Origin of the sequence: Salmonella sp. SAL-020, from assembly GCF_017372215.1 — a bacterium.
In the GTDB taxonomy this organism is placed as follows: Bacteria; Pseudomonadota; Gammaproteobacteria; order Enterobacterales; family Enterobacteriaceae; genus Salmonella; species Salmonella enterica.
Genome location: NZ_CP071690.1, coordinates 3286811 through 3302723, shown reverse-complemented (window position 1 = coordinate 3302723; position 15913 = coordinate 3286811). Strand labels below are relative to the sequence as shown.

Here is a 15913-nt window from a genome sequence, read left to right as displayed (position 1 = left end):
CAGGAGTTGAGTATGGAATTCAGTAATCCCTTCGATAATCCGCAGGGACAGTTTTACATCCTGCAAAATGCGCAGCGTCAATTCAGCCTTTGGCCAGCGGCGTGCACGCTTCCCGCAGGCTGGGACGTGGTATGCGAACCGCAATCGCAGGACGCGTGCCAGCAGTGGCTTAATACGCGCTGGACAACACTGAATCCGGCGCATTATGCCGATAAGCAGGAGGCGAAATGACGCAGCGTTTACCGTTAGTCGCCGCTCAGCCGGGGATCTGGATGGCGGAAAAACTCTCTGATTTACCCTCCGCCTGGAGCGTGGCGCACTATGTGGAACTGAATGGCGAGCTGGATGCCGCCTTGCTGGCAAAAGCGGTAGCGGTAGGGATGCAACAGGCGGATACGCTACGGATGCGTTTTACCGAAGAGAACGGCGAGGTCTGGCAATGGATAGATCCTGAGCACACCTTCGGCGAGCCCCCGATTGCCGATTTACGCGACCATCCCGATCCGCATCACGCGGCGCTGGCGTTAATGCAGGCGGATTTACGGCAAAACCTGCGCGCAGATAGCGGTAAGCCGCTGGCGTTTCACCAGTTAATCCGCATTGATGATACCCGCTGGTATTGGTATCAGCGCTATCACCATTTGCTGGTGGATGGCTTTAGCTTCCCGGCGATAACTCGCCAGATTGCGGCGATTTATCGCGCCTGGCAGAGCGACGCTCCTACGCCGGAGTCGCCTTTTACCCCCTTTGCGGATGTGGTCGAGGAATATCAGCGCTATCGCCAGAGCGAGGCCTGGCAGCGTGACGGCGCCTTCTGGGCGCAGCAGCGCCGCGAGCTGCCGCCGCCGGCGTCAATGTCTGCCGCGCCGTTGCCGGGGCGGTCGGCGAGCGCGGATATTCTACGTATGAAATTGAACGCGCCGGCGGGGGCGTTTCGCCAACTGGCGGCGCACATGCCTGAGATACCGCGAGCGGATCTTGCCCTGGCGCTGGTGACGTTGTGGCTGGGACGATTATGCGGGCGTATGGATTATGCCGCCGGATTTATCTTTATGCGGCGGATGGGTTCGGCGGCGTTAACGGCGACCGGGCCTGTCCTTAACGTGTTGCCGCTGGCGATTAACCTTCATGCGACGGAAGATCTGCCAACGCTGGCGAAGCGTCTTGCGGCGCAGTTAAAGAAGATGCGCCGCCACCAGCGTTACGACGCCGAACAGATTGTACGCGATAGCGGGCGAGCCGCAGGGGAGACGCCGCTATTTGGCCCGGTGCTCAATATAAAAGTGTTTGATTATCATCTGGATCTTCCTGGCATACAGGCGCAAACCCATACCCTGGCGACGGGGCCGGTTAACGATCTTGAACTGGCGCTTTTTCCGGATGAAAACGGCGGTCTGGATATTGAATTGCTGGCGAATGCACAGCGTTACGATGATGCCACGCTCTCCCGCCATGCCTTACGATTGATGGCGCTTATCACGCAGTTTGCGGATAACCCGGCGCTGCGCTGCGGCGATGCGCAAATGCTGCTGGCGGAAGAACAAACGCAATTAGCACACCTTAATAATACGGCGGTAACGATTCCCGCCGCCACGCTTAGCGATTTGGTGGCGCAGCAGGCGCAAAAAACGCCAGAGGCTTCCGCGTTGGCAGATGCGCATTATCACTTTACCTACCGTGAAATGCGCGAACAGGTTGTGGCGCTGGCGTACGCGCTGCGGGAACGCGGCGTTCAGCCTGGTGATAGCGTGGCGGTGGCGTTGCCGCGGTCGGTTTTCCTGACCTTAGCGCTGCATGGCATTGTCGAGGCGGGCGCCGCCTGGCTGCCGCTGGATACCGGTTATCCTGACGATCGGCTGCGAATGATGCTGGAAGATGCGCAGCCGAAACTATTAATTACGACTCAGGCGCAGCTGGCGCGCTTTCACGATATTCCGGGGATGGAATATTTGTGTTATAGCCAACCGCTACCGGTCAGTGACGCCACTCCGCTGGGGCTGTCGTTACCGCATCATACCGCTTACATCATTTTCACCTCTGGCTCGACGGGCAGGCCGAAAGGGGTGATGGTGGGACAAACGGCGATAGTCAACCGGCTGCTGTGGATGCAGGCTCACTATCCGTTGACGGCGGATGATGTAGTAGCGCAAAAAACGCCGTGCAGTTTTGACGTCTCAGTATGGGAGTTTTTCTGGCCGTTTATCGCCGGGGCGAAACTGGTGATGGCCGAGCCGGAAGCGCACCGCGACCCGCTCGCGATGCAGCGGTTCTTTGCGCAATACGGCGTCACGACCACTCATTTTGTGCCGTCGATGCTGGCGGCCTTTATTGCCTCGCTCACGCCAGCGTCGGCGGGGAAAAGCTGCGCTTCCTTAACGCGCGTTTTCTGTAGCGGCGAGGCCCTGCCGACGGCGCTGTGCCGCGAATGGGAGACGTTAACCAACGCGCCGCTACACAATCTGTACGGGCCAACGGAGGCCGCGGTGGATGTGAGCTGGTATCCGGCCTGTGGCGATGAGCTGGCGGCTGTTGACGGCAACAGCATCCCGATTGGTTATCCCGTCTGGAATACCGGTTTACGTATTCTCGATGCGCATATGCAGCCGGTGCCGCCGGGCGTGGCTGGCGATCTCTATCTTACCGGTATCCAACTGGCGCAGGGCTATCTGGGGCGTCCGGATCTTACCGCCAGCCGTTTTATCGCCGATCCTTTTGCGCCAGGCGAACGGATGTACCGTACCGGAGATGTGGCGCGCTGGCTGGATTCCGGCGCGGTGGAGTACCTGGGGCGCAGCGACGATCAGCTCAAAATTCGGGGGCAACGTATTGAACTGGGCGAGATTGACCGCGTCATGCAAACGCTGCCGGATGTTGAACAGGCGGTAGCACATGCCTGCGTCTTTAATCAGGCGGCGGCGACGGGCGGGGATGCCCGGCAACTGGTCGGCTATCTGGTGTCGCACTCCGGTTTGCCGCTGGATTTACCGGCGCTGCAGGAAAAATTACGCCAAAAACTTCCCGCGCATATGGTGCCGGTTGTGTTGTTGCAACTTGCCGGTTTGCCGCTTAGCGCTAATGGCAAGCTGGATCGCAAAGCCCTGCCGCTGCCGGACCTGACGCCGCGCGTGAAAGGGCGTGCGCCGCAGTCCGCAACGGAGATTGCTGTCGCCGCGGCGTTTTCCCGCCTGCTGGGCTGTGAGATTAACGACGTTGAAAGTGATTTCTTTGCGCTGGGCGGACACTCGCTGCTGGCGATGAAACTGGCCGCGCAGCTAAGCCAGACGTTTAACCGCCAGGTGACGCCGGGGCAGGTGATGGTGGCGTCTGACGTGGCGCAGTTAAGTAAGCTGCTCGATACTGACGATGACGAACGCTCGCGCAATCTGGGGTTCGGGCCGCTGTTGCCGCTGCGTGAAAGCGATGGTCCAACGTTATTTTGTTTCCATCCGGCGTCGGGGTTCGCCTGGCAATTTAGCGTATTATCACGCTATCTCAGCCCGTCGTGGTCGATTATGGGGATTCAGTCGCCGCGCCCCGCTGGCCCTATGCAAACCGCAACCACCCTTGATGAGGTATGTGAACATCATCTGGCGACTTTGCTCGCCCGGCAGCCGCATGGCCCTTATTATTTATTAGGCTATTCGCTGGGCGGGACGCTGGCGCAAGGGATCGCCGCCCGGTTGTGCGCGCGCGGCGAAACCGTGGCGTTTTTGGGGTTACTGGACACCTGGCCGCCGGAAACGCAAAACTGGCGGGAAAAAGAGGCGAATGGCCTCAATCCGGACGTATTGGCGGAAATTGAACGTGAACGCGCTGCGTTTGTCGCCGCGCAGCAGGGAAATGCCTCCGACGCCTTATTTACCGCCATTGAAGGCAATTATGCGGATGCCGTCCGTTTGCTGACGACGGCGCATAGCGTACCGTTTGATGGACATGCTACGCTCTTTGTGGCGGATAAAACGGTGCCGGAAGGCGTATCGCCTGAACAGAGCTGGTCGCCGTGGATAGCGTCGTTGGCTATTTATCGCCAGCCGTGCGCGCATGTAGATATTATTTCTCCCTCCGCTTTTGAAACTATCGGGCCCATCATCAGCGAACTTATTAATAAATAACGGGCGTTGTTTCTGCCTTTAACAAATTAAATCCTGAAACCCATAATAATTACTAATTATTATGGGTTTTTTATTGCAACTATTAATTCTTTTAACATAAGTGATACATGCTACAGGCAAGTTTAATTCCGAATATTTAGCTTTTCGGGCACTGGCGCGTAAAGATTGTTTCGGATAATTCTGACTTGCTGTTAGAATCTCTGACAGGAATGTGTTCTTTCATTGGATAAAGTTTTCAGGTCATACGGCATGCCATCTCTTAATGTAAAACAAGAAAAAAATCAGTCACTTGCAGGTTATTCACTGCCGCCCACCAACAGTCATGAAATCGATTTGTTTAGCCTTATAGAGGTGTTATGGCAGGCGAAACGTCGTATTCTTGCTACCGTTTTCGCCTTTGCGTGCGTGGGGTTGCTTCTGTCCTTTCTGCTGCCGCAAAAATGGACTAGCCAGGCGATTGTCACACCGGCGGAGTCGGTACAGTGGCAGGGGCTGGAGAGAACGTTGACCGCGCTGCGCGTGTTGGATATGGAGGTAAGCGTTGATCGGGGCAGCGTATTTAATCTGTTTATTAAAAAGTTTAGCTCGCCCTCGCTGCTGGAAGAATATCTTCGTTCTTCTCCGTATGTCATGGATCAATTAAAAGGCGCGCAAATAGACGAGCAGGATCTTCACCGGGCGATTGTCCTGCTGAGCGAAAAAATGAAAGCGGTGGACAGTAATGTCGGCAAGAAAAATGAAACGTCGTTATTCACGTCGTGGACGCTGAGTTTTACCGCGCCGACGCGGGAAGAAGCGCAAAAAGTGCTGGCTGGCTATATTCAGTACATCTCCGATATCGTCGTGAAAGAGACGCTGGAAAATATTCGTAACCAGCTGGAAATCAAAACCCGCTATGAGCAGGAAAAGCTGGCGATGGATCGGGTGCGTCTCAAAAATCAGCTTGATGCCAATATTCAACGTCTTCATTATTCGCTGGAAATCGCCAACGCCGCCGGTATTAAGAGACCGGTTTACAGCAATGGTCAGGCGGTAAAAGATGATCCGGATTTTTCTATTTCTCTCGGCGCGGATGGTATTTCCCGCAAACTGGAAATTGAAAAAGGGGTAACGGACGTGGCTGAGATCGACGGTGATTTGCGTAACCGTCAATACCATGTTGAACAACTGGCGGCAATGAATGTGAGTGACGTGAAGTTTACCCCGTTTAAATATCAACTGTCGCCGTCTCTGCCAGTGAAAAAAGATGGCCCGGGTAAAGCGGTCATTATTATCCTGGCGGCGTTGATTGGCGGTATGATGGCCTGCGGCGGCGTATTACTGCGTCACGCGATGGTCTCACGTAAAATGGAAAACGCGCTGGCGATAGATGAACGGTTAGTCTGATTTACCCGAAAAGCCGGATAGCGATATCCGGCTTTGTCATCTGTGTGGGCGACTATCGCCGCCCCAACGGTACCACCAGCGGCGTACCGGCAACCGGATCGTCGATAATCATACAGCGCAGCCCATAGATTTTTTCGATAAGCTCTGCGGTAACAATCTCTTTCGGCGCGCCCTGTGCGACAATATTACCTTCGCGTAATGCAATCAAATGCGTGGCGTATCGGCAGGCCTGATTCAGGTCGTGCAGGACGGCGGCGAGCGTATAACCTTTTTCGCGGTTGAGATCGCTTAACAACTCCAGCAAATCAATTTGATGGCTAATATCCAGCCACGTTGTCGGCTCATCCAGCAGCATGATGGATGTTTCCTGCGCCAGCACCATGGCTATCCACGCCCGCTGACGTTGGCCGCCGGACAGAGTGTCTACACTTTGCGCCGCTAGTGAGGTGATACCTGTTGCACGCATGGCACTGGCGACGGCATCGGCATCTTCCTTACGCCAGCGGGTAAATAACGGCTGATGCGGATACCGCCCTCTGGCGACCAGCTCTTGTACGGTGATATCGCCCGGCGTGGTAGCGTTTTGCGCCAGCAATCCGATGCGCCGCGCCACCTCTTTACTGGCGTAACGCTGTATTTGTTCGCCATCCAGCCAGACATGGCCGTCAACAGGCGTCATCAGACGGCTTAGCGTGCGTAGCAACGTTGACTTGCCGCAGCCGTTAGGGCCGATGATGGCGGTAAAATGGCCGTCCGGAATCGAAACATTAAGGTTTTTTGCGACGGTATAGCTGCCATAACCCAGCGTTAACTGGTCGCCGCGCAAACGGGCTACGGATTCGGTCATTTTTTGCGGGACTCCTGAATTAACAAGACGATAAGGTAAATACCGCCGAGGCTGACGGTGACCACGCCCACTGGAAGCTGATAAGGCATAAACAGTTGCTGCGCGCACGCATCGGCGGCCAGTAGTAATAATGCGCCGCACAGCGCCGACTGGGTTAATCCCCAGCGCGCTGTGCCGCTAAGACGGCGGGCGATGTGCGGCGCGACAAGGGCAATAAACGAGATGGGGCCTGCCAGTGCCGTTGCCGCAGCGGTGAGCGACACCGCCACCAGCATCAGCATCAGGCGTGACCGCTCCACGCTAACACCCAGCGCGCAGGCGCTGTCATCGCCCATCTCCAGCAGCCGCATACGACGCACCAGTAGCGCGGCGCCTGTCAGCATTACAATAATCAGCGGCGCTGAAGGCCAGGTTTTTGCCCATGTCAGACCGTTGAGCGACCCGGCGTTCCATAAGCCGGCGGTGAGCGCCGTTTCCAGCGACGCCTGCAACAGAAGCCAGGTATTAAAGGCGACTAACATCGCGCGGATGCCGATACCGATGATAATCAGCCGGAAAGTTTCAATCCCGTTACGCCAGGCGAGCAGCCAGACAATCAATGACGTGACGATACCGCCCGCCATTGCCGCCAGCGCGATCGCGGTAAGATGCTGGCCAAACAGGACCATTGCGACCAGTACGCCGCTCCAGGCGCCGGTATTAAAGCCCATCACATCAGGGCTGCCTAGCGGGTTACGCATCAACGACTGAAAAATCGCGCCACTGACGCCAAGCGCAGCGCCAATCAGCAGCGCCATTAATACGCGCGGTAGTCGCCATTCGGTTACGACAAGGGTGATGTTACGCGGCGCGTCGCCCAGCAGCGCGGCAATAATCTGCCCGGTCTCAAGAGGCACGGCGCCGCTTTGCAGACTCCATAAGCCAATGGCGAAGCAGCCAGCCGCCAGAAGCAGGCAACTTACGATAAGCCGACGAGAAAGAAACATCACAGGCCGCCTCCGTTCGATTTACGGCGTACCAGAAAGATAAGTACCGGCGCGCCGATAAACGCACTGACGACCGATACCCGGAGTTCGCCCGGCACCAACAGACGACCAATAATATCGGCAAAAAGCAGCAGAGCAGGGGTGGCCAGTAGCGTCACTGGCAGCGACCAGCGGTGGTCTGCGCCCACCAGCCAACGCGCCATATGCGGCATCATCAGACCAATAAAGGCGATAGGGCCGACCAGCGCCGTTGCGCTGCCGCACAAGACGGTAATCGCCAGTAAACCGATAAGTTGGGTGCGCGCCACTTTACTCCCCAGCGCCGTCGCGGTATCGCTGCCGAGGCTCAGGCTGTTCAGCGCTCGGCTCAGAAATAGCGCCACGATCCCAGCGATAACCACGGGCGCGAGCGCGACTTTCAACGTTTGCAGGCTACGAATGTCCAGCGATCCCGCCTGCCAGAAGCGAAGCTGATCATAGACCTCTGGATTTAACAGCGCGATGCCGCTGGTCAATCCTTCCAGTACCGCGCCAAGCGCCACGCCCGCCAGTGTCAGGCGGACCGGGCTTAACTGGCCGCCGCCCTGACTACCGGTGAAGGCGACAATCAGCGATGCGATAAGCGCGCCGCTAAATGCCATGAAAAGCTGCTCCAGCGGCGTGGAGAAACCAAACAGCGCCGCGCCCAGTACAATGGCGAAGCTGGCGCCGTTGTTAACGCCCAGAATCCCCGGGTCGGCGAGCGGGTTGCGAGTAAGTGTTTGCATGAGCGCCCCGGCGAGGCCCAACGCGCCGCCTGCCAGTAATCCGGCCAGCGTACGCGGCAAACGCGCATCCAGGACGATGGTGCAATCGGCGCTTTGGCACACGCCGGTGAACGCCTCCAGCACGACGGCGGCGGGCAGCGGTTTCGCGCCAATGACCAGGCTTAAAACCGCGGCGAGACTCAGTAATAACAACAATCCGGGCACGGCAAACGCGCGCGTCACGGAAAACGAGCATGACATAGTAACTTCCATGATAATGATAGTAATTATCGTTATCTATCTTATTTGGTTATGTTAGCATGTGCAGCCATTGAATGGATATTTAAAAAAACTCGCATTAAGGCGTTGTAATGAATCGACAATCCTGGCTGCTCAATCTCAGCCTGTTGAAGACGCACCCTGCATTTCGCGCAGTATTTCTGGCCCGTTTTATCTCTATTGTCTCGCTGGGGCTGCTTGGCGTGGCGGTTCCGGTACAGATCCAAATGATGACGCACTCCACCTGGCAGGTAGGGCTGTCGGTAACGTTAACCGGCGGCGCCATGTTTATTGGCTTAATGGTGGGCGGTGTGCTGGCCGATCGCTACGAACGCAAAAAGGTGATTCTGCTGGCGCGCGGTACTTGCGGTATTGGCTTTATTGGCCTGTGCGTGAACGCGCTGTTGCCGGAACCGTCATTGCTGGCGATATATCTCCTTGGCCTGTGGGACGGCTTTTTCGCGTCTCTGGGCGTGACCGCGTTACTGGCGGCGACGCCAGCGCTGGTCGGAAGAGAAAATCTGATGCAGGCCGGCGCGATTACCATGCTGACGGTACGTCTGGGATCGGTTATTTCCCCGATGTTGGGGGGCATATTGCTTGCCAGCGGCGGCGTAGCCTGGAACTATGGGCTGGCGGCCGCCGGGACGTTTATTACGCTATTGCCGTTACTGACGCTGCCGCGACTGCCTGTTCCTCCGCAGCCGCGGGAAAATCCTTTTATCGCGTTACTGGCGGCATTTCGTTTTTTGCTCGCCAGTCCGCTTATCGGCGGTATTGCGCTGCTTGGCGGTCTGGTGACGATGGCAAGCGCGGTACGCGTCCTCTATCCGGCGCTGGCGATGAGCTGGCAGATGTCGGCGGCGCAAATCGGTTTGCTGTATGCGGCAATTCCGCTGGGGGCGGCCATTGGCGCGCTGACCAGCGGACAACTGGCGCATAGCGTTCGTCCGGGGCTCATTATGCTGGTTTCGACAGTCGGTTCTTTTCTGGCGGTGGGGCTGTTCGCCATCATGCCGGTCTGGATCGCAGGTGTTATCTGTCTGGCGCTGTTTGGCTGGCTTAGCGCCATCAGTTCGTTATTACAATACACCCTGCTGCAAACCCAGACGCCGGAAAATATGCTGGGGCGAATGAATGGCCTGTGGACCGCGCAAAACGTCACGGGAGACGCTATCGGCGCGGCGCTGTTAGGCGGTCTTGGCGCAATGATGACGCCGGTCGCTTCCGCGAGCGTGAGTGGATTCGGGCTGGTGATTATCGGTTTGCTGCTGCTGTTAGTGCTGGGCGAGCTACGCCGTTTTCGCCAGACGCCGCCGGTTAGCGATGCTGGCTGATGAAGGGGCGTTTATCCGACTGACAAAATCGGTCTGGTCAGTCGGATAAGACTCCGATAAGGCTAAAACAGGGCGGCAAGCCGGTTAAGCAACAATGTTGCGCTGTAATAATCCAGACGGAACGTCTCCGTACCCAGGGCATAGACGCGCTTATTTTGCACCGCTGGCAGGTGCGCCAGCAGCGGATTGGCGTAAAGGGCCGCAACATCGTTGTTGTCGCCGGCAAACAGGAAAAGAGATTCACCGTTTAACCCGGCGGCCAGATTTTCACCGCCAAGCTGAATGATATCGTGGCGCTTACCCTGGCTTTTGCTGGTTTGCAGCCCTCGGGGCAATGTCGCCAGCGTAAAGCCTAACTGTGTCAATAGCTTGCCTTGTGCTGATTCTGGCGTCCACAGATTGGCGCTATGCGCGGCAGGGGTATACACCAGCGCGCTAACCGGCTGCGGCGGCAGGGCGATTCGCTGTTTAACCGTCGTCAGTTGCGCCTCAAATTCCGCTATTCGCGCGGCGGCCTGTTTCTCCTGACCGGTGATCTCGCCAAGTTGCGTGAGCAAACTCTGCCAGCTTTTATCGTCATAATTGATGACGAGTGTCGGCGCGATAGCGGAGAGCTGATCGTAAAGCGCCAGCGCGGAGTCGCCGCCGGTGGCGCTAATCAAAATGAGATCCGGCATTTGCGCGGCGACCGTTTCGGCATTCGGTTCGCCGATGTACAGCCGGGCGACATGGCGAGCCTTTGCTACGTCGCTCCACTGGCGCATAAACCCTTGATCGTCGGCAAAGCGGTTATTCGGCGTAGTGGCTCCGCTGGCGACGACGGGCGCATCAATCGCCAGCAGCGAGCCTGTCAACGTCACGCTGGTAGAGACGATACGCGCGGGTTTGTGGTCCAGAGTATGAACGCCGCGGCTGTCCTGGATTTGCCGGGGCCAACCGGCGTCCTGGGCTAAGGATATTCCTGAAATTGATATACCAACCACTAAAAGCAGCCAACGATAAAAGGCGGGGAGTCTCACAATAGCGTCCTGTTATTAATAAAGTTAATGCTTCTCATTTTCATGTCAGCGGCAGCGAGATGCAAGCCTTAGTGCCATTTAACTCATGACCAGAGTTGACAGAGCGACGTTTTACTCTTAGGTTAGCGCACTAAAAATAGAAATAATAATCATTATTATACACAAAATCATTCAAGAAGCATCGCAACGGCAAGGGAAGAAATCCCCGCGGGCATAGATAACTGTGTGACCGGGGTTTCTGAGCGCAGCCAACAAAGAGGCAGCTTGAAAGATGAAGTGTATATAAGCCTTTATCATTGGAGGATGATATGGATATGTCACTGGCCGAGGACGCTCAGGAGACAATGGCAACGCTTGCTCCCGATCGCTTTTTCTTCATGTCGCCGTATCGCAGTTTTACCACTTCCGGGTGCTTCGCCCGTTATACCGAGCCTGCGGTTGCCGGAGATTCGCCGGATAGCCCTTTCCAGCAGAAATTGCGCCAGCAGTTTGCCGAGGCCAAATCGCAGGGCATCGCCAACCCTATCCTGGTGGGGGCGATTCCCTTTGATACCCGCCAGCCGTCGTCGCTATTTATCCCGATGGCGTGGCAGTCCTTTTCCCGCCAGCAAAAGCAGCGCACGGCGCGTTATTTTACTGACCATCAGTCGCTGACGGTGACGGCGCGAAAGGCGATTCCGGAGCAGGATGCTTTTGAAGCGATGGTCGCACGCGCGGCTATGCTGACCGCCACGCCAGACGTCGATAAAGTGGTGCTTTCCCGGCTGGTAGATATCACCACTGATGTAGCGGTGGATAGCGGAGCATTGCTGGAGCGGCTGGTTGCGCAGAATCCAGTTAGTTACAACTTCCATGTGCCACTGGCGGATGGCGGCGTTCTGCTGGGCGCCAGCCCCGAATTGCTGCTACGCAAAGAGGGCGAGCGGTTTAGTTCGCTGCCGTTAGCAGGCTCGGCACGCCGACAGCCCGATGACGTTCTGGATCGCGAGGCGGGAAACCGACTGCTGGCTTCACAAAAAGATCGCCATGAACATGAGCTGGTGACGCAGGCGATGAAGCAGATCCTGCGCGATCGCAGCACGGAACTGCAATTACCTTCCTCTCCGCAGTTGATCACCACGCCGACGCTATGGCATCTCGGTACGCCGTTTGAGGGCAAGGCCAACGCCGGAGAAAACGCGCTGACGCTGGCCTGTCTGCTGCATCCAACGCCTGCGTTAAGCGGTTTCCCTCATCAGGTCGCGAAAAAGCTGATTGCTGAACTGGAACCGTTCGATCGTGAACTGTTTGGCGGCATTGTCGGCTGGTGCGATGCCGAAGGAAACGGCGAGTGGGTAGTGACGATTCGTTGTGCGAAATTGCACGGTAATCAGGTGCGCCTGTTCGCCGGCGCCGGGATTGTCCCTGCCTCTTCGCCAGTCGGCGAGTGGCGGGAAACCGGCGTCAAGCTCTCTACGATGTTGAACGTTTTTGGACTGCATTAAGGAACGATGATGCGTATACCTTTCACCCGTTGGCCGGATGAATTTGCCCGCCGTTATCGTGAAAAAGGCTACTGGCAAGACGTGCCGTTGACCGATATTCTGACCCGCCACGCTGGCAGCGACAAGACGGCGGTCATTGAAGGCGAGCGCGCATTCAGCTATCGCCAGCTCAACCAGGCCGCAGATAATCTGGCCTGCAGTTTACGCCGTCAGGGCATCAAACCTGGCGAAACCGCTCTGGTACAACTGGGGAATGTACCGGAACTGTATATCACCTTTTTCGCCCTGTTGAAGCTTGGCGTAGCGCCCGTTCTGGCGCTGTTTAGCCATCAACGTACCGAACTTAACGCCTATGCGATGCAGATCGCGCCGACGCTGGTGATTGCCGATCGCCAACATACGCTGTTCGCCGGGGAGGACTTTCTCAACACGTTTGTGGCTGAACACCGCTCTGTGCGGGTGGTGTTATTGCGCAACGACGACGGCGATCACAGCCTGGACGCGGCGATGCGGCAGGCGGCGGAAGATTTCACCGCCACGCCATCACCTGCTGACGAAGTGGCCTACTTTCAGCTTTCCGGCGGTACTACCGGCACGCCAAAGCTTATTCCCCGTACCCATAACGACTATTACTACAGCGTGCGCCGTAGCAATGAGATTTGCGGTTTTAACGAGGAGACGCGTTTTCTGTGCGCGATTCCCGCCGCGCATAACTACGCCATGAGTTCGCCGGGCGCGCTGGGCGTCTTTCTTGCCAAAGGAACGGTAGTGCTGGCGACCGATCCCAGCGCCACGCTCTGTTTCCCGCTGATCGAAAAACACCAGATTAATGCCACGGCGCTGGTGCCTCCCGCGGTCAGTCTATGGCTACAGGCTATCCAGGAGTGGGGCGGTAATGCGCCGCTGGCGTCATTAAGGTTATTGCAGGTTGGCGGCGCGCGGCTTTCTGCGACGCTGGCCGCCCGTATTCCGGCTGAAATTGGCTGTCAGTTGCAGCAGGTCTTCGGCATGGCGGAAGGGTTAGTGAACTATACCCGGCTGGACGATAGTCCGGAACGGATTATCAATACCCAGGGAAGACCCATGTGTCCGGACGACGAAGTGTGGGTGGCGGATGCCGACGGGAATCCACTGCCGCCGGGCGAGATTGGTCGTCTGATGACGCGCGGCCCCTATACTTTTCGCGGCTATTTCAACAGTCCGCTACACAATGCCAGCGCCTTTGACGCCAACGGTTTTTACTGTTCCGGCGATCTGATCTCCATTGATCAAGACGGTTACATCACCGTTCACGGGCGTGAAAAAGATCAGATCAATCGGGGCGGCGAGAAGATAGCCGCCGAAGAGATAGAAAACCTGTTACTGCGCCACCCAGCGGTGATCCATGTGGCGCTGGTCAGCATGGAAGATGAACTGCTGGGAGAAAAAAGTTGCGCATATCTGGTGGTAAAAGAGCCGCTGCGAGCGGTACAGGTACGCCGTTTCCTGCGAGAGCAGGGCGTGGCGGAATTTAAATTACCGGATCGCGTAGAGTGCGTTGCGTCACTGCCGCTGACGCCGGTTGGTAAAGTCGATAAAAAACAATTACGCCAGCGGTTGGCGTCACGTTCACCGCTCTGAAGGAGAAAGAGAGATGGCAATCCCGAAACTACAGTCTTACGCGCTGCCCACCGCACTGGATATCCCGACCAACAAAGTGAACTGGGCATTTGAGCCGGAGCGCGCTGCGCTGCTCATCCACGATATGCAGGATTACTTTGTCAGCTTTTGGGGCCGCAACTGCCCAATGATGGACCAGGTGATTGCTAATATCGCCGCCCTGCGCCAGTACTGTAAGGAACATCATATCCCGGTCTATTACACCGCTCAGCCGAAAGAGCAAAGCGATGAAGATCGCGCGTTACTCAATGATATGTGGGGGCCGGGACTGACGCGCTCTCCGGAACAGCAGAAGGTGGTAGAAGCCTTAACGCCGGATGAGGCGGATACGGTGCTGGTGAAGTGGCGCTATAGCGCGTTTCACCGCTCGCCGCTGGAACAGATGTTAAAAGATACCGGACGCAATCAGCTCATCATTACCGGCGTGTATGCGCATATTGGCTGTATGACCACCGCTACCGATGCGTTTATGCGCGACATTAAGCCGTTTATGGTGGCGGATGCGCTGGCGGATTTCAGCCGGGAAGAGCATCTGATGGCGCTGAACTATGTGGCGGGGCGTTCCGGTCGCGTCGTCATGACCGAGTCGCTGCTGCCGACGCCGGTTCCTGCCAGTAAAGCGGCGCTGCGGGCGTTGATTCTGCCGTTGCTGGATGAGACCGACGAGCCGCTGGATGATGAAAACCTGATTGATTATGGCCTGGATTCAGTACGCATGATGGGGCTGGCAGCGCGCTGGCGTAAAGTACACGGCGATATCGACTTCGTGATGCTGGCGAAAAACCCGACCATTGACGCCTGGTGGGCGCTGCTTTCTCGCGGGGTAGAGTAATGGCCTGTATTGATTTTTCAGACAAAACGGTATGGGTGACCGGGGCGGGGAAAGGGATCGGTTACGCGACGGCGCTGGCGTTTGTCGACGCCGGGGCGCGGGTGATCGGCTTCGATCGCGAATTTACGCAAGAGAATTATCCCTTTGCTACCGAAGTCATGGATGTGGCGGATGCCGCACAGGTTGCGCAGGTGTGCCAGCGTGTGTTGCAAAAAACGCCGCGGCTGGATGTGCTGGTCAACGCCGCCGGTATTTTGCGTATGGGAGCGACCGACGCGCTTAGCGTCGACGACTGGCAGCAGACATTTGCGGTCAATGTGGGCGGGGCATTTAACCTGTTTTCGCAGACGATGGCGCAGTTTCGCCGTCAGCAGGGAGGGGCGATTGTCACCGTAGCCTCAGATGCGGCGCATACGCCGCGTATCGGTATGAGCGCTTACGGCGCCTCTAAAGCGGCGCTGAAAAGCCTGGCGCTAACCGTAGGGCTGGAGCTGGCGGGCTGCGGGGTGCGCTGTAATGTGGTGTCGCCTGGTTCGACTGACACCGATATGCAGCGCACGTTATGGGTGAGCGAAGATGCCGAACAGCAGCGTATTCGCGGTTTCGGCGAACAGTTTAAGCTCGGCATACCGCTCGGTAAAATCGCCCGTCCGCAGGAGATAGCCAATACCATTTTGTTTCTTGCCTCCGATCTGGCCAGCCACATTACCTTGCAGGATATCGTGGTGGACGGCGGTTCAACATTGGGAGCCTGACGATGATCTGGAAACGGCATTTAACGCTGGATGAATTGAACGCTACCAGTCAGAACACGCTGGTGGCGCATCTGGGCATTGTTTACACCCGTCTGGGCGATGAAGTGCTGGAGGCGGAAATGCCCGTCGATGCCCGCACTCATCAACCGTTTGGTCTGCTACACGGCGGCGCATCGGCAGCGCTGGCGGAGACGTTAGGATCAATGGCGGGTTATCTGATGACCCGCGACGGGCAGTGCGTGGTCGGGACCGAGTTAAACGCCACCCACCACCGCGCCGTCTCGCAGGGGAAAGTACGCGGCGTTTGCCTGCCGCTGCATCTGGGGCGGCAGAATCAAAGCTGGGAAATTACGCTCTTTGACGAGCAGGGGAGGCGCTGCTGCACCTGTCGCCTGGGAACGGCGGTAATGGGATAGTTCTGGCAAAGTAAAATGCAATTGCAGCATTAACGAAGAAAGGAAGTGATCTGGT

Annotated in this window: 13 protein-coding genes; 9 read left to right on the top strand and 4 right to left on the bottom strand. The window is 57.0% G+C overall.

Features of this window, described 5'->3' with window-relative positions:
- The first annotated feature begins 12 nt into the window (after window positions 1-12).
- The 3 genes from J1G48_RS16190 (at window position 13) to wzz(fepE) (ending at window position 5498) form a co-directional block, all read left to right on the top strand.
- Entirely contained in the window at window positions 13-231 is a 219-nt protein-coding gene (locus tag J1G48_RS16190; protein ID WP_000396012.1) for an MbtH family protein, read from the top strand.
- Window positions 228-4112, top strand: coding sequence for an enterobactin non-ribosomal peptide synthetase EntF (gene entF / locus J1G48_RS16185; RefSeq protein WP_000194136.1), 3885 nt, complete (start codon window positions 228-230; stop codon window positions 4110-4112). The genes J1G48_RS16190 and entF overlap by 4 nt, the downstream gene beginning before the upstream one ends.
- A gap of 249 nt (window positions 4113-4361) precedes the next feature.
- On the top strand, window positions 4362-5498 hold the full coding sequence (gene wzz(fepE), locus J1G48_RS16180; protein WP_001139588.1) for an LPS O-antigen length regulator Wzz(fepE): 1137 nt from the start codon (window positions 4362-4364) through the stop codon (window positions 5496-5498).
- A 52-nt stretch (window positions 5499-5550) separates the two neighbouring features.
- On the opposite strand, the gene fepC is transcribed toward wzz(fepE), so the two are convergent.
- From fepC to fepD, 3 genes are read right to left on the bottom strand one after another with little or no spacing between them, the layout of a single operon-like run.
- Window positions 5551-6345 carry an iron-enterobactin ABC transporter ATP-binding protein gene (fepC, locus tag J1G48_RS16175; protein WP_000140620.1) on the bottom strand — a complete coding sequence of 265 codons (795 nt, stop codon included), beginning with the start codon at window positions 6343-6345 and terminating at the stop codon, window positions 5551-5553.
- Window positions 6342-7331, bottom strand: coding sequence for an iron-enterobactin ABC transporter permease (gene fepG, locus J1G48_RS16170; protein WP_000480064.1), 990 nt, complete (start codon window positions 7329-7331; stop codon window positions 6342-6344). The genes fepC and fepG overlap by 4 nt, the downstream gene beginning before the upstream one ends.
- Window positions 7331-8338, bottom strand: coding sequence for a Fe(3+)-siderophore ABC transporter permease (gene fepD, locus J1G48_RS16165; RefSeq protein ID WP_001277879.1), 1008 nt, complete (start codon window positions 8336-8338; stop codon window positions 7331-7333). Before fepD ends, fepG begins: the two co-directional genes overlap by 1 nt.
- A 110-nt stretch (window positions 8339-8448) precedes the next feature.
- On the opposite strand from fepD, the gene entS reads away from it, so the two are divergent.
- The gene (gene entS / locus J1G48_RS16160; protein WP_001081661.1) at window positions 8449-9693 is read left to right on the top strand and encodes an enterobactin transporter EntS; all 1245 of its coding nucleotides are present in this window, start codon (window positions 8449-8451) and stop codon (window positions 9691-9693) included.
- A 62-nt stretch (window positions 9694-9755) separates the two neighbouring features.
- On the opposite strand, the gene fepB is transcribed toward entS, so the two are convergent.
- The gene (fepB, locus tag J1G48_RS16155) at window positions 9756-10712 is read right to left on the bottom strand and encodes a Fe2+-enterobactin ABC transporter substrate-binding protein (RefSeq protein ID WP_001238987.1); all 957 of its coding nucleotides are present in this window, start codon (window positions 10710-10712) and stop codon (window positions 9756-9758) included.
- Between the two features lie 308 nt (window positions 10713-11020).
- Here fepB and entC point away from each other — a divergent pair, with 308 nt between their 5' ends.
- From entC to entH, 5 genes are read left to right on the top strand one after another with little or no spacing between them, the layout of a single operon-like run.
- The gene (gene entC, locus J1G48_RS16150; protein WP_000367604.1) at window positions 11021-12196 is read left to right on the top strand and encodes an isochorismate synthase EntC; all 1176 of its coding nucleotides are present in this window, start codon (window positions 11021-11023) and stop codon (window positions 12194-12196) included.
- A 9-nt stretch (window positions 12197-12205) separates the two neighbouring features.
- A complete protein-coding gene (gene entE, locus J1G48_RS16145; protein WP_001222465.1) occupies window positions 12206-13816 on the top strand; it encodes a (2,3-dihydroxybenzoyl)adenylate synthase EntE in 1611 nt (536 codons plus the stop codon).
- 13 nt (window positions 13817-13829) lie between these two features.
- Window positions 13830-14687 (top strand): isochorismatase, encoded by an 858-nt coding sequence (locus tag J1G48_RS16140; RefSeq protein WP_001007166.1) that lies wholly within the window; start codon window positions 13830-13832, stop codon window positions 14685-14687.
- Window positions 14687-15442, top strand: coding sequence for a 2,3-dihydro-2,3-dihydroxybenzoate dehydrogenase EntA (gene entA / locus J1G48_RS16135; RefSeq protein WP_000752163.1), 756 nt, complete (start codon window positions 14687-14689; stop codon window positions 15440-15442). The genes J1G48_RS16140 and entA overlap by 1 nt, the downstream gene beginning before the upstream one ends.
- Before the next feature lie 2 nt (window positions 15443-15444).
- Window positions 15445-15858 (top strand): proofreading thioesterase EntH, encoded by a 414-nt coding sequence (entH, locus tag J1G48_RS16130; protein ID WP_000637969.1) that lies wholly within the window; start codon window positions 15445-15447, stop codon window positions 15856-15858.
- The last annotated feature ends 55 nt before the right edge of the window (window positions 15859-15913 follow it).